Source organism: Enterobacter sp. SA197 (assembly GCF_054131575.1).
Genome location: NZ_CP096393.1, coordinates 3,140,788 through 3,159,226, shown reverse-complemented (window position 1 = coordinate 3,159,226; position 18,439 = coordinate 3,140,788). Strand labels below are relative to the sequence as shown.

The window sequence follows — 18,439 nt, the reverse complement described above, 5'->3', positions numbered from 1 at the left end:
CTTACAAGGGAATCAGCAAAACGTCGGGAGAGACAGATGAAAAAGGTCGCAATTGTCGGTTTAGGGTGGCTGGGTATGCCATTAGCGCTGTCGCTTACCGCGCGAGGCTGGCAGGTGGTCGGCAGCAAAACGACCCAGGACGGGGTGGAGGCGGCCAGAATGAGCGGCGTCGAAAGCTACGTGCTGAAACTTGAGCCTGAACTGGTCTGCGACGCCGACGATCTGGAGGCGTTAATGCAGGCAGATGCGCTGGTTATCACGCTACCGGCACGGCGCAGCGGTCCGGGTGAAGAGTTCTATTTGCAGGCGATACAGGAAATTGTCGACAGCGCGCTGGCCTGGCGTGTTCCGCGGATACTCTTTACCAGCTCGACTTCGGTCTACGGTGATGTCAGCGGTAGTGTTAAAGAAACGATGCCACGCAACCCGGTTACCGCGAGCGGGCGGGTGCTAAAAGAGCTGGAAGACTGGTTGCATAATCTGCCGGGAACCTCCGTCGATATTTTACGGCTCGCCGGGCTGGTGGGGCCAGGGCGCCATCCCGGACGCTTCTTTGCAGGCAAAACGGCACCGGATGGGCAGCACGGCGTGAATCTGGTGCATCTGGACGATGTTATCTCTGCAATTACATTGCTGCTTCAGTCCCCAAAAGGCGGACATATATATAATCTCTGCGCGCCGCAGCACCCGGCCCGTTCGGTTTTTTATCCGCTGATGGCCCGCCAGCTTGGTCTGGCTGAACCTCTCTTTCTTGACGCTCCCGGCCAGGGAAAAGGCAAACTTGTCGACGGCAACCGAATCTGCCATGAACTGGGTTTTGAATACCAGTACCCCGACCCGATGACCATGCCAATGAACTAACCGGGTTAACCAAACCGCAGGGGGCTAACCGTCCCCCTGCGGGGGCGCGTTTATTTGTTGCAAAAAATGCTTTTTTTTTATCCGAATCCTGCCTGAGGTGTTAAAAATCAACCGATTGACAGAAATTATTGGTTGAGCCGCGTCTCACAGGGTTGTCATTGCGCCTCAGTTTGGTGCAAAATATGCCCCGCAAAAAAGGAATAGCCGACGTAAACACGTCGGTTATTTTTTTGCATTCTTGAAACATCATTCAATACCAAGAGGCCGGGCTTCGTACCGGATAGATATTTACTTAAAAACCGACAGTTGTTGTCGCTGAGGAAACAGAAAAAAATGGGGCAATTTTTTGTATTTGCAATGGTTTCCGCCATTCAGGAGGATAATCATGTCGCATAACGTTACTCCAAAAACCTCTCGCGTGGAATTGCGTAAATCGCTTACGTTGATTCCGGTTGTCATGATGGGTCTTGCCTATATGCAGCCGATGACGCTGTTCGATACATTCGGCATTGTCTCTGGTTTGACTGATGGTCACGTTGCAACGGCCTATGCCTTTGCTCTGGTTGCCATCCTCTTTACTGCGCTGAGCTACGGTAAGCTGGTCCGCCGCTTCCCGTCCGCTGGCTCTGCCTATACCTATGCCCAGAAATCCATTAGCCCGGCTGTTGGCTTTATGGTGGGCTGGTCGTCGCTGCTGGACTACCTGTTCATGCCGATGATCAACATTCTGTTGGCAAAAATTTACTTTGAAGCGCTGGTTCCGAGCGTACCGTCGTGGCTGTTTGTGGTTGCGCTGGTGGCCTTTATGACCATCTCCAATCTGCGCAGCATTAAGTCCGTTGCGAACTTCAACACCCTGATTGTTATTCTGCAGATGGGTATCGTTGCCATTATCGTTGGCCTGATCGTCTACGGTGTGGCGCACGGCGAAGGCGCAGGGACCCTGACCAGTTCACGTCCGTTCTGGTCTGAAGGTGCGCATGTGGTGCCGATGATTACCGGTGCGACCATTCTGTGCTTCTCGTTCCTGGGCTTCGATGGTATCTCTTCACTGTCTGAAGAGACCAAAGACGCAGAGCGTGTGATTCCGAAAGCCATCTTCCTGACCGCGCTGATCGGGGGTCTGGTGTTTATCGTGGCGTCGTACTTCCTGCAGCTGTACTTCCCGGATATCTCTCGCTTTAAAGATCCGGATGCGTCACAGCCGGAAATCATGCTCTACGTGGCGGGTAAAACCTTCCAGTTCGGTGTGCTGGTCTTCTCTACCATCACCGTTCTCGCTTCCGGCATGGCTGCTCATGCAGGTGTCTCCCGTCTGATGTACGTGATGGGCCGTGACGGTGTTTTCCCGACCCGTTTCTTTGGCTACGTTCATCCGAAATGGCGTACGCCGGCGTGGAACGTACTGCTGGTAGGTGCCATTGCGCTGCTGGCGATTAACTTTGACCTGGTCACGGCAACGGCTCTGATTAACTTCGGTGCGCTGGTCGCCTTCACCTTTGTAAACCTGTCGGTGATCTCTCAGTTCTGGATCCGCGAGAAGCGTAACAAAACGCTGAAAGACCACTTCCAGTATCTGGTACTGCCGATGTGTGGTGCGCTTACTGTTGGCGCGTTGTGGGTGAACCTGGAGCAGAGCTCAATGATTCTGGGTCTTATCTGGGGTGCGATTGGTCTGTTGTATCTGGCCTGCGTGACCAGAAGCTTCCGCAACCCGGTGCCGCAGTACGAAGACATTCCGCAGTAATAACGGCGTCATTAAAAACCGGAGGCTCTGACCTCCGGTTTTTTTTACCCTACACTATCTCCTGAGCGTACTGCCACAGGGCATTCAGCAGGGCCACCTTCTCTTTATCATCCGCATATTGTGCAAACAGCATCTGTAATTCGTCAGCATAGGCCTGCAAAAACGCGGGCGTAAACACCTCGCGACGGTGTTCCATCCAGCGCTGCTGCTCAACTTCATCCAGCGTGCCGGGGAAATTACGCGCCCGGTAGTTGAAGAGTAATCTCTCGATGCGTTTATCGGCAAAGGTGATGTCCAGGGCAGGCAGGTTACGCGGATCAGTCTCCAGTACGATGCGCATCGCTGCGCGATCCGCGTCGCTGAAGAAACCATTATAGAGCTGTGTATCGATGTTATCCGAAGGCACAAAGGGTTCCGCTTCTGCAAAAATTGCGACCACTTTTTCCCGCACCAGCGGGTTTTCGCGCAGGATTTTCAGATTATCAAGACAGCGTTTGCGGTCAACGCCCAGCCGTTCAGCATCTTCAGGACGTAGCGTTTTAGCCTGCGCCAGCACCGGGCATTTATTGAGGTGCACCAGTTTCACCGGGATGGGGGATTTCCCCTCAAGCGCGGCTTTTGCCGTATAGAGCCGTTCACGAAGCGCATCGGCATTCAATTCCAGCAGAGGCGTCATGTCGCCTGCCAGATCAACCATGATCACTGCATTGCGGTTTTCCGGGTGCCAGGCCAGAGGTGCGACCCAACTGGTGTTGCTGCGATCGGCTCCGAACATGCCTGAAACATGCACTAACGGAGCCATTTGCGGCACGTCAATCAGGGTGGCCAGCTTTTGCTTGCTTCGGTGGCTAAGCAGGTATTCAAACAGACGCGGCTGATGTGTTTTCACCAGCTTTGCCATCGCAATGGTGGCGTATACATCAGCCATCGCATCATGGGCGTTGCTGTGCTCAATCCCGTTCGCCCGGGTGAGATGTTCAAGCCGGAAACTGGGTAAGCCGTCGTCATTCTCCGGCCAGTTAATACCTTCCGGGCGCAGCGCATAGCAGGCGCGCATGACATCAAGCAGATCCCAACGTGAATTATTATTCTGCCAGCTCCAGGCATAGGGATCGTAGAAATTGCGGTAGAAAATGTTACGTGTCACTTCGTCATCAAAGCGAACGTTGTTGTAGCCCAGTACGCAGGTGTTCGGGACGGTAAACAGATCGTGAATACGCCTGGCAAACCCGGCTTCATTCACCCCCTTCGCTTTCGCCTGCTGCGGAGTGATGCCGGTGATAAGTACGGCACCAGGTTGTGGCAGGTAATCATCGGCAGGTTTGCAGAAGAAAACTTCAGGTTCCCCGATGATGTTGAAATCAGCATCGGTGCGAATGGCAGCAAACTGCGCGGGCCTGTCCAGCGCCGGATGGGTACCAAAGGTTTCGTAGTCATGGAAGAGAAATGTCGGCGCTGCGTTGGAATCTGACACTGAGCTTATCCTGTTCATTAATAACCCCTGCATGGTAAACCATCAGGCCATTTCTGCCGAAGAAAAACCCCGCTATGCCCGTTTTTTTGCCTCCATCAGGCCGGTAAAAGCTGATCTCCGTCACATTTTTTTGCAATTTGTCCGAGTATCTACACACTAAGTTGCGTAAAAAGGACGGCGAATTTGACGTAAATGAGGATATTCCATTGAAATGCCGTTTGTTTTTTGCCTTCACTCTTCTGTCAGCCGCCGTCCATCATGCCTGTGCTGATGAGATGCCTCAGGCACCGAAGCCTCCGGTCATTCAGGCCGGTGCCTGGGTATTGATGGATTTTACCACCGGACAGATTTTAACCGCAGGCAATGAACACCAGCAGCGTAACCCGGCCAGCCTCACTAAACTGATGACCGGCTATGTGGTCGACCGTGCGATTGATAGCCATCGCATCAGTGCTGACGATGTGGTCACGGTAGGGAAAGACGCGTGGGCACGAGGAAATCCGGTGTTTGAAGGGTCATCGCTCATGTTTATTAAGCCCGGCGATCGGATCACGGTGCGCGACCTGAGCCGGGGCCTGATTGTCGACTCAGGCAACGATGCCTGTGTTGCCCTGGCTGACCATGTCGCCGGTGGGCAACCGCAATTTGTCGCCATGATGAACGACTATGTGCACAAACTTGGCCTTAAAGACACTCACTTTGAAACCGTGCATGGGCTGGATGCGCCGGGCCAACACAGCTCGGCCTATGACCTTGCCGTATTGTCACGTGCCATCATTCATGGCGAGCCCGCTTTTTATCATATGTACAGTGAAAAGAGCCTGACCTGGAACGGTATCACCCAGCAGAACCGTAATGGTCTTTTATGGGACAAGTCCCTGAATGTGGATGGCCTGAAAACCGGCCATACCTCTGGCGCAGGCTTCAATCTTATCGCCTCAAGTGTGGACGGGCAGCGTCGTTTGATTGCGGTCATCATGGGGGCGGAAAGCCCGAAAGGGCGTGAAGAGCAGGCGCGTAAATTGTTGCACTGGGGGCAGGATAATTTTGACACCGTACAAATTCTGCACAAGGGCAAAAAGGTGGGCAGTGAACGTATCTGGTACGGCGATAAAGAAAAGGTGAACGTCGGCACCGAGGATGATTTCTGGCTAGCGCTGCCAAAAGCCGAATTGCCCAATATTAAAGCGCGCTACATCATGGACAACAAGAGTCTGGAAGCGCCGATGGCGGCACACCAGCGGGTAGGAGAGATCCAGCTTTACGATCGCGACCAGGTGATAGCGCACTGGCCGCTGGTAGCCCTGGACAACGTGGGCAAGGGTGGACTGTTTTCCCGTCTGAGCGATTACTTCCACCATCCAGAATGAGGCTGACATGGCAAAGTGGCGAGTGCACGAGTCTGCTCCCATAATTGACCCGTGCAGGATGGCGGACGAGCATCCGTTATTTACACTGTATAAAACATCGGTGTCAGTGAGGAGAGTCGCATGGAATACCACGTTAAGCAGGTTGATACGCGCACTATCGCCGGGTTCCATCTGGTGGGGCCGTGGGATGTCACGGTGAAACAGGGCTTCGCGCAGTTGAACATGTGGGTAAAGAATAAGCACATTCAGCCCATCGACTGGATTTGCGCTTACTACGATAACCCCGATGAGGTTCCGGCGGACAAGTTACGTTGTGATGTGGTGGTGTCTGTGCCCGAGGACTTTGTTATTCCGGAAAACAGCGAAGGGGTAATGAAAACGGAGTTACCGGGTGGGGACTACGCCGTGGCTCGCGCGAAGGTCTATAACAATGAGTTTGAAAAATCCTGGGATCTTTTCTTCGACGAGCTGTTGGTGGATGAGCACTACCAGATTGCGCTGCGCCCGTGCTTTGAGCTTTACCTCAATGGTGACCAGGAGGATGGCTACTGGGAAATCGACATGTACATTCCGGTTGAGCCCAAGTCCTGACAGTTAGCCTTGCCTGTACCGGGTAACTGAAGCGCAGAATGCGGTCAGTTACCCTTTTTTTGTCCTGAACAGTGATCTGTACCGCAGAAAAGTCGTTACAATCGCGCTTTCGTTTTTGGCTGGAGAACGGGTGTGCGTCCCGACAAGTCACTCAGTCCTTTTGAAATCAGGCTTTATCGTCACTACCGCGTTGTGCATGGGGTGCGTATTGCGCTGGCCTTCGTTCTGACATTTTTACTGGTGCGTCTGCTGAACATCCCTGAAGGGACCTGGCCTTTGATTACGCTTGTTGTCGTGATGGGGCCCATCTCCTTTTGGGGGAATGTGGTTCCCCGGGCCTTTGACCGTATTGGCGGCACTATCTGCGGCTCTGCTCTGGGCCTGGTTGCCCTGCGGCTTGAACTCCTCTCAATGCCAGTCATGCTGCTCTGGTGCGCGGCCGCTATGTTCCTTTGCGGCTGGCTGGCACTGGGGAAGAAACCCTATCAGGCATTGCTTATTGGTATTACGCTGGCAGTGGTCGTGGGTGCGCCTGCAGGCGACATGGAAACGGCACTCTGGCGAAGCGGTGATGTCATTTTTGGCTCTCTTCTGGCCATGTTATTTACCGGCATCTGGCCTCAACGGGCATTTCTGCACTGGCGAATTCAGATGGCGGGTTATGTCACGGCCTTTAACCGGGTCTACCAGGCGGGGTTCTCAGTGAATCTGGTTGAACGTCCCCGCCTGGAAAAACATCTGCAAAAAATCCTTAATGATGTCGTCAGAATGCGCGGACTGATCACCCCTGCGAGCAAAGAGACTCACATCCAGAAAGCTATTTTTGAAGCCATTCAGACGGTCAGCCGCAATCTGGTTTGCATGCTCGAGTTACAGATTAACGCCCACTGGGCATCGCGCTCCAGCCATTTTGTGATGCTCAATGCCCACACGCTTCGTGAAACGCAGCAGATGACTCAACAGACGCTGTTGACCATTGCGCATGCATTATACGAAGGGAATCCGCAGCCGATTATAGCTAATACCGAAAAACTCACTGAGATAGTTACCGAGCTGCGCGAGCTTCTGCGCGATCATCAGGGTGATGCGCTGGCGGAAAACTCCATTCACGGGTATGTGTGGCTGAGTATGGAACTGGCCCGCCAGCTGGAATTACTGTCGCACCTCATTTGCCGGGCGCTGCGCAAATAAGCCTCATCTGATGCTGAAAAGCAGGGAGGTTGTTTCGATTCAGCCTGATTTGAGGTTATGATAGGTAAAAGGATAAAACCATTGTCATCAGCAACGGCAAAAAGTAAGGTCTACCCTTCAGCGGTTGCTTTAACGAATCCGAATCTCACATTATCAGGGGTGTCAAAATGGAAACAACCAAGCCTTCATTCCAGGACGTTCTGGAGTTTGTTCGTCTGTTCCGTCGTAAGAATAAACTGCAGCGTGAAATCCAGGACGTCGAGAAAAAGATCCGTGACAACCAGAAGCGTGTTCTGCTGCTGGACAACCTGAGCGACTACATCAAACCGGGTATGAGCGTTGAAGCCATCCAGGGCATCATCGCCAGCATGAAAAGCGATTACGAAGATCGCGTAGATGATTACATCATCAAAAACGCTGAAATTTCTAAAGAGCGTCGCGAAATCTCCAAAAAGCTGAAAACAATGGGCGAACAAAAAACCATTGATCTTAAAGCAGAATAACGCTTATTACGGTGAGGGAACTCCTCACCGTTCTTTTACTCCCCCCTCAACCAGCCGTAACAGATGCTGCTCTGGCCAGTGAGCAGATAGCTGCGTTTTTTTCAGATGCCAGCACACTTTTTCCACATCCTGCTTTTTCCTGTCACAAAAGAGCCCAACCACGCTGCCGCTATGGGCAACATTCAAGCCATAGAGATCGCACTTCTCCACCAGCGACATTAACTCCCGAAAGGCGGGTTTAGGAAGCAGCCGCTGGCTGGCGATCGCGCTGCGGGTGGCCGCTTCGGCAAGTAAAGCAGGAGAGCGGTGCGCGCAGGCCTGCTGCACCTGCTGCCACGCACTGTCCAGTTCCGCCGCATGGGTTTTCAGTACAGGCTCACGCGGCAGACGATGATAATCTTCCGTACGCAAAATCAACGGACTTTCAAGCAGCAGGATATCCATTGCGGGCAGACCGTGACAGGCGATATGCATGCTGGCGCTATTGTGATCGAAGAGGGTCAGGTGGCGAAAAACGGTACTGTCGGTGGGTTCGAGCATGACGCAGAGCCGGGCAAGGGTCGGTTCATCCAGTGAATAGCCGTAGTGCCGTGAGGTAGCGACGGCCGTGGCGGCAATATCTGCTGTACTGCTCGCCATTCCTTTAGCAACCGGAATGGTCGAGCGGCACTCAATACGAATCTCCCGGCTTAAGGAAGAGGGAAGTTGCCAGTGTCGGAGCACAAGATTAACCATCGCCCGCATCCGCGTGCGTTCAGTCGGCAAAGGTGAACCAGTGGAGATTTCAACCTCGCTGTACCAGTCAACCGGGCAGGAAACCAGTTTTTCACTGCCCAGGATCCAACCCTGAATGATTTCACCGCAGGATGCGGGACACCGTGCCAGCGCCACACTTTACCTCTCAACTAAAGCACTTACCGACGGATAGTGTCACGCGGATCCGCTGAAGGCCAGGATTTCTCGTAATGAAACAACCTCACCGATGACGATGAGCGCCGGTGCGCAAAAGCCTGCGGCGTCACTTTTTGCTGCAAGTTGCGACAGCGGAGCCGTCAGTACCTGCTGGGCGGGGGTGCTTGCCCGCATCACGACCGCAGCGGGTGTTGCCGACGCTTTCCCCGCCCTGATAAGTTCATCGCAAATCGTATGAATCTGCGACATACCCATCAGAATGACCAGCGTACCCGACAGTTGCGCCAGTGCGCTCCAGTCCTGCGGGGCTTTGCCATCCTGTAAATGACCCGTCACAACATGGAAGCTGGAAGCACAGTGGCGATGCGTCACTGGGATCCCCGCCATTGCCAGTCCGCCGATGGCAGACGTTATTCCAGGTACGATATCGACCGCGATCCCTGCTTCATGCAAGGCCTGAGCCTCTTCACTCCCGCGTCCGAAAACAAAAGGGTCACCACCTTTCAGGCGGACCACTCTGAGTCCACGACGGGCGCAGTCAATCAGGATCTGGTTGATCTGTGGTTGTGGAATCGGGTGGCAGTTGGCTTCTTTGCCCACATCATAAAACTCACTGTTATCAGGCGCTTCCTTAAGCAGAAGCGGATTAACCAGTCTGTCATAGACCACTGCCTGCGCGTCGCGCAAACATGCTAATCCTTTTACCGTCATCAGCCCCGGATCGCCGGGGCCTGCGCCGACCAGCCAGACTTTACCTATCATACGCACTCCCCGGCGTATTCCGGCAGCGCAATACGCATCACATCACGCGCTATCATCAGCTCTTCGTTGGTGCTGATAACGGCGACTTTTACCATCGATTGTTCCGTCTGAATAAAGGTCTCATTGCGGCTGTTTTTTCCGGCGTCAACCTCCACTCCCAGGAAGTGAAGATCGCGGCACACCGCCGCTCGCACACGCGCCGAGTTCTCACCAATACCACCAGTAAACAGCAGGACGTCCAGCCCACCCATTTGCATTATGTAGCTTCCAAGGGTTGCCCGTATGCGCTCCACGAAAAGCGTCAACGCCAGCGCCGCACGCTCGTTGCCTTCCCGGGCGGCCTCTTCGACATCGCGGAAATCATTGGACACGCCCGATACACCCAGCAATCCGGATTCATTATTAATCAGGGTATTCAGCTGTTGTGGCGTAAGCCCTTCACGCTGTGCCACCCAGGGTAAAATCGAGGGGTCGATATCGCCACTGCGCGTGCCCATCATCACACCTGACTGCGGCGTAAAGCCCATCGACGTATTAACAGAGCGCCCCTCTTTAATGGCGCACAGACTACTACCGTTGCCCAAATGACAGGTAACGACGCGCAAAGCACTCAAAGGTACACCCAGTTTCTCTGCCATTAACTGGCTGACATATTTGTGGCTGGTGCCGTGGAAGCCGTAACGACGAATGCCCAGATCGGTGTAATAACGCCACGGCAAAGGATAGATAAAAGCCCCCTGATCCAGCGTCTGGTGAAAAGCGGTATCGAAAACGGCAACGGCAGGAGCGTGGGGCAGTGCCTGCTTAAAAACATGAATGCCTGCCGCATTGACCGGATTGTGTAACGGCGCCAGTTCTGACAAGCGTTCAATTTCTGCCAGCACCTCATCGGTTATGAGGGCCGAATCTTTAAAGCTTTCACCACCGTGCGCGACACGATGCCCGACGCCGTCAATCGCCGCCAATGAGGAGATTATCTGATGTGAAAGCAGCGTTTCCAGCAGCAGCATCGCCGCGGTGTTGTGATCGGCTATGGCGCGAGTCTCCTGCCATTTTTTCTCACCCTGTTTCAGGGTAAAGATGGCATCTGAAAGCCCAATACGTTCAATCAAACCCTGACACAGTACCGTTCCGGCAGGCATGGTAATGAGCTGAAATTTCAGGGAAGAACTACCGGCGTTAACCGCCATTATGGTGCGGGACATGAAGACTCCTGAGACTGAAGATGAGCAATCACCGCCGCAATGCCCTGACCGGTCTGCGCGCTGGTGATGAAAAGTTGTTGAGCGCCGGATTGCGTCAGCCACTGACCTGCCAGGTCTGTCTGGTCTTTACCAGCCAGATCGGCTTTAGTGACGATGCCAATGGTCGGGCGATTCATCGGTAAGGTAAATCCCGGGGAGAACGGACACCACCGGGCATCGGCATTGAGTACCAGTGCGACAATGTCTGCCTCGCAGGCGCTGGTTAGCAGCGCGCTGTAGAGACAACGGTTTTCAAGGTACTCACCCGGTGTATCAATCGTTTCCGGTGACCAGACGATAGCTTGTGTTTTCTGGTAACGAATCGCCTCACCCCGCAGACGCTGGGTGAGTGAGGTTTTACCGCACTGGCTTGGGCCAATTAACATCATTCTTTTCATGGCATCAGGTCCGTGTCACCTGACAGGTGGTGAAGCGCAGCATTTCCCCCAGCGAACGGGTCACCTGACGCAGGGCATATTCCACTGAAGAGACATCCCCGGTCAGTACCACGGCACCGGTAAATCGATCGATAAAACCGATCTCGACGGCACCTGATTTTGTGGCGATATCGCAGGCAATGATGGAGGCTTCACTGGGGGTAATGGTTAAAATACCAATCGCCGATGCCGTCTCGCTCAACCCCAGTTTCTTGTAGAGATCTTTTCCGGGATTGGCTATCAGATGGGCCAGTGTGACCTGTTTACCCGGGACATACTCCTGGATCATGCGTTCCGTAGTGTGTTGCGTTTCCATTAGCCCTCCACAATCTGTCGCCACATAGCCTCGTGAGGACGAGGAATAACGGACCGATAGACCAGCAGCCCTTTCTCTCCTGCACTCTCACTGGCCACTGTCACCGCGTTTTCAACATCAGAAATGTCGCCCGCAACCACCATGTAACACTTACCACCGATGCCGAAAGCCATATGTACGCGTACCAGCGTCACGTTCGCTGCTTTGACTGCCCTGTCGGCGGCACTGATGCAGGCGGCCACGCTCCAGGTTTCGACGATACCCACGGCCTGCCGTTTTTCTACAGCGTTCAGTCCGCTGATCGCAGGTAAGACTGCTGCATGAATATTGGCAAGCACAATGCTGTCGACCAGCATTTCGCCGGCTCTGCTCTCACCGGCCGCAATGGACTGCTGCACGGCACCCACATCACCGCCAATCATCAGCAGAAACTTGCCGGGGCAGAGGGTTTTACTCACAAGTAGCGTGACGTTAGCGCTTTTCAGCATGACATCGCCAAGCTCCATCCCTTTCGCAATGCTGGTAAGTTCAAGTATTCCAATAGCTTGTGACATGGTTATCCTCGTACAACTGTAATTGCCTGGTCCGTCACCGACGCAATAACGCCGTCGATGCTGGCATGCAGCGGCACGCCGAGCGCCCCCAGAGGAACGTCCGCAATGCATTCACCTCGTGAAACCCTGTCGCCCTGCCTTACGGAGGGTACGGCGGGCGTGCCAATGTGCTGACGCAGCGGGAGTACCACCTGAGCAGGGGTAACGGTGAGCGCTTTAATTGGTGCATCCTGATACCAGTCGTTTAATCCGAGTTTGGTTATCAGCCTTTTGACCGGCGTCAGGCGATAGCGCGCCATTTCATCAGCCTCACGCAGCGGGCCTTCATAACGTGCGCCGCTGGCGCGAAGTTCGGCTTTAAGGAGACGATTTACCCGCATAGGCGAAATGCCGACCGGGCAGGCAACGCTTTCGCAAACGTTGCACTCTGAGCAGGTTAATGCGCTCAGTAACGTGGAAGGGGTGGCGACATTCTGATAATTGACCGCTCTCACCAGCAGGTGTGGCGAGAGTTCATGACCAATAATGTGGCGCGGGCATAAATCGGTGCAGAGTCGACAATGCTCGCAAACAGTACGGGCAATACTGAGTACCGTTTTGTCATCCTGCCTGCGGCGGGTAATTAACGGATGCGTATCTGGCAGAACCAGCAAGCCGCCGGTGGTCTTGGTGACCGGGGTATCCAGAGAGGTGATAAGCCCTCCCATCATAGGCCCGCCGTTGATAAAACCCGGCGCATCAACCGTTGCTCCTCCGGCAAGGGTAAGCACCTCCCTGAGGGAGATGCCCAGGGGAACGGTCACCGTCAGTGGATGATGAACCGCGCCGTTGACGGTCAGCGTGCGGCGCGTAACGGGGTAGTTATCTTCCACGGCCCGGGCGATATTCAACACCGTCTGCACATTGTTCACCACCACGCCAACGCTGGTAGGCAATGCCGCCGGAGGCACCCGCAGACCCGTTGCCAGCCAGATGGTGATAACTTCATCTCCCGCAGGGTAGACATCCGGCAAAATATGCAGACGGATTGTCGGCGGCAGCAAGGGGGTTAGCGCCTCGACTGCGGCGTGATACTTCTCTTTTAGCGCGATAATGCCTTGCGTTGCCCCGGTCGCGCGCATGCCATAAAGAATGCCGCGCACCAGACGCGCGGCCTGCTGTGGCATAAGCTGTTGATCCACTTTTAACATAGGCTCGCATTCAGCGGCGTTAACGAGAAAAATCTCGACCTGAGCCTGTAATTTCACGTGGGTGGGAAAACCTGCGCCTCCGGCACCAACCACGCCTCCAGCACGGACGCTTTCACGAATATCATCTGCGCTGGCAGGGCTAACCTCTCCCCACGCAGGGGCGACAAAGGCGACTTCACTCACAATAATTCCTCCAGCAAATGACGAATGGCGCTGGCATCAGCATGGCGCGGTGTCGTTTTGAGGGTGACATCTGCCAGAGCAGCGTCGACCATGCCGGGAATGCGCGCGCGAAAAGCAGAAGCGGTGGTATTGAGCGCCCCCGCAAGGGTCGGAATGTTGCACTGCTTTTTCAGTTGCTCGATCTGTCGCACCAGAGCATTGACGGCCAACTGTTCATTAGCCGTCGATGGGCAAAAATGGCAGGCTTTGGCAATACGCGCGTAGCGATGGGCTGCACGTTTGTCTTTGGCATTAAAATGGATGACAGGGGTCAGCAGCAGCGCATTCGCCAGTCCGTGCGGCAGGTGAAATTGCCCTCCTAACTGGTGGGCTATGGCATGGTTTATGCCCAACCCGGACTGGCTGAACGCCATGCCAGCCAGCGTGGCGGCATTGTGCATTTTCTCGCGCGTGGCCAGGCAGTCTCCGTTGCGCACTGCGACCGGCAAATACTTAAACACCAGTTGGGCTGCCTTTTCGGCCAGCGCATCGGTAAAATCGCTGGCCTCAGGAGACACGTAAGCTTCAAGCGCATGAGTCAACACGTCGAGCCCGGTGTTTGCCGTAATAGCGGGTGGGACGCTCACCACCAGTGCCGGATCGAGAATGGCGATATCCGGGTAGAGTGCGTTATCAAACAGCGGATATTTAATGCCCTTCTGCGGATCGCTTATGACGCACGCGCTGGTGACTTCGGATCCTGTCCCACTGGTGGTAGGGATCGCCACGCAGGTTTCGATATCAATACCCAGCTGTTTGCTGAACCAGACAATCGCCTTCGCTGCATCCAGAGCAGAGCCGCCACCAAAACCGATGACCACAGCCGGCTTGAGCGTCTGCATTTGTGCGATGCCCTCAACCACCGTCGCTATGGTCGGATCCGGCGTAATATCACTAAAGACACTCAGTCGGTTATCCGGCGCAATCGCCTGCTTCAACATATCAATCAGCGGCGAGTGAGCAAGAAAACCGTCGCAAATGATCCAGATGTCCTTATTGCGAAAGCGTTTTAAGGCTCCGAGGCTTCCCACTCCGCTATAGAGTCGCGTTTGTAGCGAGAATCTGTTCATAACCACTCCGGTTAGCGAATCGAAAAGCCGTTCGTCAGTACACAACGACGGGAACGGGCAAAGGTTTTTGCCGACGTCGTACCTTCACCCGTCGGGGTTGCAATGGTAAAGGTGGTGAAACCCTCGCCACCGACGCCGATGCCGGCATAGGAAGGGCCGTTTTTCACGAAAATCGACGTCTGCAGACGGCGTGCGGCCAGGTTCAACCGGGAGACGTTTTGCGAGTGCATGACTGCCGTATGGTGCAGACCTTCTTCAACCACCAACGCCAGTGCCAGTGCGGCTTCGAAGTTATCTACACGGACGACGGGTAAAACCGGCATCAATTGTTCAGCGGTTACCAGGGGATCGTCTCCGGCAACCTCAGCGATAAGCAGGCGAGGCGCTTTAGGTGGAACCGTTAACCCGGCTGCCTGCAGGATGGTCGCCGGACTTTTACCAACCAGTTTTTTATTGGCGACACCGTCAATAATGCAGACGGCGCGCAGTTTATCGATATCACTGCCGGTGATGCGCAGTGCGCCGAAGGCTTGCATCTGCTGAATAAGTTTGTCAGCAACGCACGCCACAACGATCAGGCTTTTTTCTGCAATGCAGGGCAGGTTGTAATCGAAGGAAGCGCCGTTAATGATATCTTCGGCAGCTTTGACAAGATCAGCGGTCTCATCAACGATGCAGGGTGGGTTGCCAGCGCCTGCACCCACCACTTTTTTGCCGCTTTTGAGACCCATCAGTACAATCCCTGGCCCACCGGTGATGGCCAGCAGAGCAATTTTGGGGTGGGCCATCATCTGCTGAGTGGCTTCAAAAGTCGGTTCGCTAACGGTAACCACCAGGTTGCGAATGCCCGTGTGGCGAAACGTAATGTCCTCAATCAGACGAATCAACGTAAGGGACACTTTTTTGGCACCCGGATGCGGACTGAAATAGATGGTATTGCCCGCAGCCAGCATGCTGATGCTGTTATTGATAATGGTCTCGGTCGGGTTGGTACTGGGTGCGACTGAACCAATCACGCCGAAGGGCGAATATTCAAACAGCACCATACCGCCGTCACCCGTCAAGGCAGTGGTGGTGAGATCCTCAACGCCTGGCGTGTTTTCCAGCGCGGCTTTGTTCTTCAGGAATTTATCTTCTTTGTTGCCCATCCCGGTTTCAACGGCGCTCTCTTCTGCAAGGGTGGCCAGATGTGGTGCCAGTTCTGCACGAAGACCGCTGATAAGTGCGCTGCGGGTTTTTAATGGGCACTGCTGGTAACGTAAAAAAGCCTGATGTGCAGCCTCAATTGCCTCGGCAGGCGTGGCAAACACCCCGTGGCTGGCGCTCGCTTGTTTTTCCTCAACCGGAGCGAGTTGTTCGCTCAGAATGGCGCGAATGAGCGTTTCCAGATCTGATGAATTCATTATTTTGTTCCCATATTTATCGCCGCAAGTGCGGTCTGAGCAATATCCATGTCCTGTTCAACGGAGCCTCCGCTGATACCAAGACCACCAATAATGTTGCCGTCGCGCCAGAGGGGAAAACCTCCGCCAAAGGTCACGACCTTGCCGTCCATGTGCGTTTCGAGTCCATACAGCGCGCAGCCGGGTTGGACTGCGTCGGAGAGTTCATGCGTAGGCGATTTCATGGCGACCGCTGTCCATGCTTTTTTGGGGGCCAGATCGTTGCTCACCAGTAATGCGTCTGGCATACGCCAGGTGAGCATGGCGATCCCGTTTGCATCCACTACGCTAACCACGACCGGGATGTGCAATTCAGCCGCACGGGTCATTGCGGCTTTAACTACCTGATGAAGCTCATGAAAGGAAAGCGAATGCGGATCCTCTTTTCTCTCAGGCAGTTGTGTGGCTGCCCGGTATCGTGTCGTCACCTCGCGAATGACCTTTTCCTGGTGGGCGAGATGGTCTTCAAGACGCGCCAGGGCAAACAAACAGTCGGAAAGGCGATTGATGTAACGCATCAGGACCTGGCGGACGTTAATCTGCTCGTTTAATTCAACCAGACGTCTTTCGGCTCGCCGGGCAAGCGTGCGGGCAAAATGCAATCTGGCGGCGGCTTCACACCGTCCGGGTAAAATAAAGCTGTGTACGCTATCGACCAGAGACATGGCCGTGTCGATAGCCCGTTCCAGAGCCTCTATCTCCCCGGCGCTGATGTAGCGCTGCTCAGGAGAGGGCGTCTCACTTTCGCTGGCAAGCTCGGCGCTGAACCAGAAAATTTGCAGTTCAATCGCTTCCAGCAGAGCGCGGCTTTCAGGCGAACGCACTGCGCAGGCACAGAGGCTTAAGGCTGAATTCAGCTCGTCCAGCGTGCCGTAGGTTTCCACACGCGGATGGGTTTTGCTTACGCGCTGACCGCTGAAAAGGGCGGTAGTGCCCGCGTCGCCTGTTCGGGTATAAATGGCCATCGCGTCTCCTTAGCGTGAAAGGGTGTCAACAATGCCCACGACGGCCAGATCGATGGCTTCATTGGGGCCGGAAAACACATGTCTCGCACTGGAACCACTGCTCAGAAGCACCAGTTCACCAATGCCAGCCCCCACGGAGTCCACGGCAACCTCATCGCCTTGCGTGGGGTGGGGCGGCAACGTGCCGTCGGCACTCACCCGACGAACCAGCAGCAATTTTTTGCCGACCAGGGACGCCGATTTTTGGGTGGAAACCACCGAACCTGTAACCTTAGCGAGATGCATGATTTACTCCTGCTGCACGAGTCGAATGTGCTGTGTTGCCATCGCCTCACGAGCCAGCACAGTGATAATGGTCTTACGGGATGTGACTACCCAGCCGCCGCCCAACCCGAGGATATCCCGATAGCTCAGCACCTTGTTTTTGCAATACCTGATGCTGTTTTCATGTTCATCACAGAGCGACAGCGGCAGGGTTGCCAGTCCGGCGAGCGGCAGACAGCGCAACAGGCTACTGTTGATACTGACGGTCACCTTCATCCCTAATGAAAACGCTTCGAACAAATTGGCAACGGCAGTGTTCTCCTGGTCTCCGTCCGCTAACTGACGCAAGAAACAGATGTCCGTATGCTGCACATGCAATGTGTCATGCTTCAGAAAAAGCGCCGTCGCTGAGGCGTGACGCAGCGCATCCTGACTAATGGCAACAGCATTGTTGACGCGGGCAAGCAGACGCGCAGCGATGATGTCGACGAGGTGCTGCATCTGTTCGTTGCTCATGCGTGCGTAACCAGGCGGGCGAATGCGCCCGGTTCGTCGGCGCCTGATGCATTGGCTTCGTCAGTGTCGATATGCATTTCAAGTAACAGGCCTGGTGAAACCCGGACCGCGACATCATCAAAAATGACGCGGCGTCCGGTTCCTTCAATGGCTACCCTCACGTTTTCACCGTGGGATACGCGCAGGACTAAGGCATCCAGCGGCGACATATGAATGTGGCGCTGCGCCACAATCACCCCATTCGCCAGCTCGATTTCGGCATAAGGGCTGACGACTTTGATGCCCGGTGTGCCTGCCAGATTGCCGGACATACGAAGCAGGGCCGCGACACCCAGCGTGCGCGCGTCGGTGCGAGAGATTTCAACCTGGCTTGCGCCGCGCAGTGGGCCAAGGAGGCGCACATTTTTCAGCTGCCCTTTCGGGCCGACTAAGGTCACGGTTTGTTCCGCAGCAAAATAACCAGGTTGCATCAGCGCTTTTTTAACCGTGACGGATTGCCCTGGAAACAATCGTTCAAAATCCTGTGGCGACAAATGGATATGTCGGTTCGATATACCCAACGGAATGGGACGCGCCCGCATCTCATCCAGCACCTGAGTTACTGCATTTTCAACGACGTGCTTATCCATAGTTATTCTCCTCGCTGTCCGCTATGAAGACATAGCGTGCGTGGTTCCCCCTTCAGACGGGTGCAGGCCGGATCCAGACAAAGATTGCAAGTGACCTGATTTCCCACGTTGTGAAGCAGGAGTGAAGGTGCGGGTTCTCCTGCTATGATGTGCATGTCCGCGACGGTATCTGTTGGCGT

Annotated in this window: 20 protein-coding genes and 1 pseudogene; 6 read left to right on the top strand and 15 right to left on the bottom strand. The window is 54.6% G+C overall.

Features of this window, described 5'->3' with window-relative positions; translation table 11 throughout:
* The first annotated feature begins 36 nt into the window (after positions 1–36).
* Entirely contained in the window at positions 37–861 is an 825-nt protein-coding gene (locus M1D91_RS15020; RefSeq protein WP_437431445.1) for an SDR family oxidoreductase, read from the top strand.
* 385 nt (positions 862–1,246) lie between these two features.
* A complete protein-coding gene (locus M1D91_RS15015; protein WP_437431444.1) occupies positions 1,247–2,608 on the top strand; it encodes an APC family permease in 1,362 nt (453 codons plus the stop codon).
* 49 nt (positions 2,609–2,657) lie between these two features.
* On the opposite strand, the gene sbcB is transcribed toward M1D91_RS15015, so the two are convergent.
* The gene (sbcB, locus tag M1D91_RS15010; RefSeq protein ID WP_437431443.1) at positions 2,658–4,082 is read right to left on the bottom strand and encodes an exodeoxyribonuclease I; all 1,425 of its coding nucleotides are present in this window, start codon (positions 4,080–4,082) and stop codon (positions 2,658–2,660) included.
* A gap of 206 nt (positions 4,083–4,288) precedes the next feature.
* Between sbcB and dacD the strand changes: the two genes are divergently transcribed.
* From dacD to M1D91_RS14990, 4 genes are all read left to right on the top strand, one after another.
* Positions 4,289–5,452 (top strand): serine-type D-Ala-D-Ala carboxypeptidase DacD, encoded by a 1,164-nt coding sequence (gene dacD / locus M1D91_RS15005; protein ID WP_437431442.1) that lies wholly within the window; start codon positions 4,289–4,291, stop codon positions 5,450–5,452.
* A gap of 120 nt (positions 5,453–5,572) precedes the next feature.
* On the top strand, positions 5,573–6,043 hold the full coding sequence (gene sbmC, locus M1D91_RS15000; RefSeq protein WP_437431441.1) for a DNA gyrase inhibitor SbmC: 471 nt from the start codon (positions 5,573–5,575) through the stop codon (positions 6,041–6,043).
* Positions 6,044–6,175: 132 nt separating this feature from the next.
* A complete protein-coding gene (locus M1D91_RS14995; protein WP_437431440.1) occupies positions 6,176–7,234 on the top strand; it encodes an FUSC family protein in 1,059 nt (352 codons plus the stop codon).
* A 167-nt stretch (positions 7,235–7,401) separates the two neighbouring features.
* A complete protein-coding gene (locus M1D91_RS14990) occupies positions 7,402–7,737 on the top strand; it encodes a DUF496 family protein (protein WP_437431439.1) in 336 nt (111 codons plus the stop codon).
* 24 nt (positions 7,738–7,761) lie between these two features.
* On the opposite strand, the gene M1D91_RS14985 is transcribed toward M1D91_RS14990, so the two are convergent.
* The 14 genes and pseudogenes from M1D91_RS14985 to M1D91_RS14920 form a co-directional block, all read right to left on the bottom strand.
* Positions 7,762–8,628: an L-threonine kinase gene (locus M1D91_RS14985; RefSeq protein ID WP_437431438.1), complete on the bottom strand. Its 867-nt coding sequence runs from the start codon at positions 8,626–8,628 to the stop codon at positions 7,762–7,764.
* Positions 8,629–8,667: 39 nt separating this feature from the next.
* Positions 8,668–9,411, bottom strand: a complete 744-nt coding sequence (gene cobA / locus M1D91_RS14980) for a uroporphyrinogen-III C-methyltransferase (protein ID WP_437431437.1) — start codon at positions 9,409–9,411, stop codon at positions 8,668–8,670.
* Positions 9,408–10,616 (bottom strand): acetate/propionate family kinase, encoded by a 1,209-nt coding sequence (locus tag M1D91_RS14975; protein WP_437431436.1) that lies wholly within the window; start codon positions 10,614–10,616, stop codon positions 9,408–9,410. The genes cobA and M1D91_RS14975 overlap by 4 nt, the downstream gene beginning before the upstream one ends.
* Positions 10,601–11,053: a propanediol utilization protein PduV gene (pduV, locus tag M1D91_RS14970; protein ID WP_437431435.1), complete on the bottom strand. Its 453-nt coding sequence runs from the start codon at positions 11,051–11,053 to the stop codon at positions 10,601–10,603. The genes M1D91_RS14975 and pduV overlap by 16 nt, the downstream gene beginning before the upstream one ends.
* Positions 11,054–11,057: 4 nt before the next feature.
* The gene (gene pduU, locus M1D91_RS14965; RefSeq protein ID WP_437431434.1) at positions 11,058–11,408 is read right to left on the bottom strand and encodes a propanediol utilization microcompartment protein PduU; all 351 of its coding nucleotides are present in this window, start codon (positions 11,406–11,408) and stop codon (positions 11,058–11,060) included.
* A complete protein-coding gene (gene pduT / locus M1D91_RS14960) occupies positions 11,408–11,962 on the bottom strand; it encodes a propanediol utilization microcompartment protein PduT (protein ID WP_437431433.1) in 555 nt (184 codons plus the stop codon). The genes pduU and pduT overlap by 1 nt, the downstream gene beginning before the upstream one ends.
* A 2-nt stretch (positions 11,963–11,964) precedes the next feature.
* Positions 11,965–13,335, bottom strand: coding sequence for a 4Fe-4S dicluster domain-containing protein (locus tag M1D91_RS14955; RefSeq protein ID WP_437431432.1), 1,371 nt, complete (start codon positions 13,333–13,335; stop codon positions 11,965–11,967).
* Entirely contained in the window at positions 13,332–14,444 is a 1,113-nt protein-coding gene (locus M1D91_RS14950) for a 1-propanol dehydrogenase PduQ (RefSeq protein ID WP_437431431.1), read from the bottom strand. Before M1D91_RS14950 ends, M1D91_RS14955 begins: the two co-directional genes overlap by 4 nt.
* An 11-nt stretch (positions 14,445–14,455) precedes the next feature.
* A complete protein-coding gene (gene pduP / locus M1D91_RS14945; protein WP_437431430.1) occupies positions 14,456–15,847 on the bottom strand; it encodes a CoA-acylating propionaldehyde dehydrogenase PduP in 1,392 nt (463 codons plus the stop codon).
* Entirely contained in the window at positions 15,847–16,851 is a 1,005-nt protein-coding gene (gene pduO, locus M1D91_RS14940; RefSeq protein WP_437431429.1) for a two-domain cob(I)yrinic acid a,c-diamide adenosyltransferase PduO, read from the bottom strand. The genes pduP and pduO overlap by 1 nt, the downstream gene beginning before the upstream one ends.
* 9 nt (positions 16,852–16,860) lie before the next feature.
* Complete coding sequence (locus M1D91_RS14935; protein ID WP_437431428.1) at positions 16,861–17,136, bottom strand: EutN/CcmL family microcompartment protein; 276 nt, start codon at positions 17,134–17,136, stop codon at positions 16,861–16,863.
* A gap of 3 nt (positions 17,137–17,139) precedes the next feature.
* Positions 17,140–17,631, bottom strand: a complete 492-nt coding sequence (pduM, locus tag M1D91_RS14930; RefSeq protein ID WP_437431427.1) for a PduM family microcompartment protein — start codon at positions 17,629–17,631, stop codon at positions 17,140–17,142.
* Positions 17,628–18,260 (bottom strand): phosphate propanoyltransferase, encoded by a 633-nt coding sequence (locus tag M1D91_RS14925; RefSeq protein WP_437431426.1) that lies wholly within the window; start codon positions 18,258–18,260, stop codon positions 17,628–17,630. Before M1D91_RS14925 ends, pduM begins: the two co-directional genes overlap by 4 nt.
* Positions 18,261–18,262: 2 nt before the next feature.
* Positions 18,263–18,355 (bottom strand): annotated as a pseudogene (locus M1D91_RS14920) (microcompartment protein); the annotation flags it as partial.
* Positions 18,356–18,439: the final 84 nt, after the last annotated feature.

Bases quoted from the DNA above. Each gene is read 5' to 3' on its own strand.
- M1D91_RS15020 (WP_437431445.1), top strand. From the start codon at position 37: ATGAAAAAGGTCGCAATTGTCGGTTTAGGGTGGCTGGGTATGCCATTA.
- M1D91_RS15015 (WP_437431444.1), top strand. From the start codon at position 1,247: ATGTCGCATAACGTTACTCCAAAAACCTCTCGCGTGGAATTGCGTAAA.
- sbmC (WP_437431441.1), top strand. From the start codon at position 5,573: ATGGAATACCACGTTAAGCAGGTTGATACGCGCACTATCGCCGGGTTC.
- M1D91_RS14990 (WP_437431439.1), top strand. From the start codon at position 7,402: ATGGAAACAACCAAGCCTTCATTCCAGGACGTTCTGGAGTTTGTTCGT.
- cobA (WP_437431437.1), bottom strand. From the start codon at position 9,411: ATGATAGGTAAAGTCTGGCTGGTCGGCGCAGGCCCCGGCGATCCGGGG.
- M1D91_RS14975 (WP_437431436.1), bottom strand. From the start codon at position 10,616: ATGTCCCGCACCATAATGGCGGTTAACGCCGGTAGTTCTTCCCTGAAA.
- pduV (WP_437431435.1), bottom strand. From the start codon at position 11,053: ATGAAAAGAATGATGTTAATTGGCCCAAGCCAGTGCGGTAAAACCTCA.
- pduU (WP_437431434.1), bottom strand. From the start codon at position 11,408: ATGGAAACGCAACACACTACGGAACGCATGATCCAGGAGTATGTCCCG.
- pduT (WP_437431433.1), bottom strand. From the start codon at position 11,962: ATGTCACAAGCTATTGGAATACTTGAACTTACCAGCATTGCGAAAGGG.
- M1D91_RS14950 (WP_437431431.1), bottom strand. From the start codon at position 14,444: ATGAACAGATTCTCGCTACAAACGCGACTCTATAGCGGAGTGGGAAGC.
- pduP (WP_437431430.1), bottom strand. From the start codon at position 15,847: ATGAATTCATCAGATCTGGAAACGCTCATTCGCGCCATTCTGAGCGAA.
- pduO (WP_437431429.1), bottom strand. From the start codon at position 16,851: ATGGCCATTTATACCCGAACAGGCGACGCGGGCACTACCGCCCTTTTC.
- M1D91_RS14935 (WP_437431428.1), bottom strand. From the start codon at position 17,136: ATGCATCTCGCTAAGGTTACAGGTTCGGTGGTTTCCACCCAAAAATCG.
- pduM (WP_437431427.1), bottom strand. From the start codon at position 17,631: ATGAGCAACGAACAGATGCAGCACCTCGTCGACATCATCGCTGCGCGT.
- M1D91_RS14925 (WP_437431426.1), bottom strand. From the start codon at position 18,260: ATGGATAAGCACGTCGTTGAAAATGCAGTAACTCAGGTGCTGGATGAG.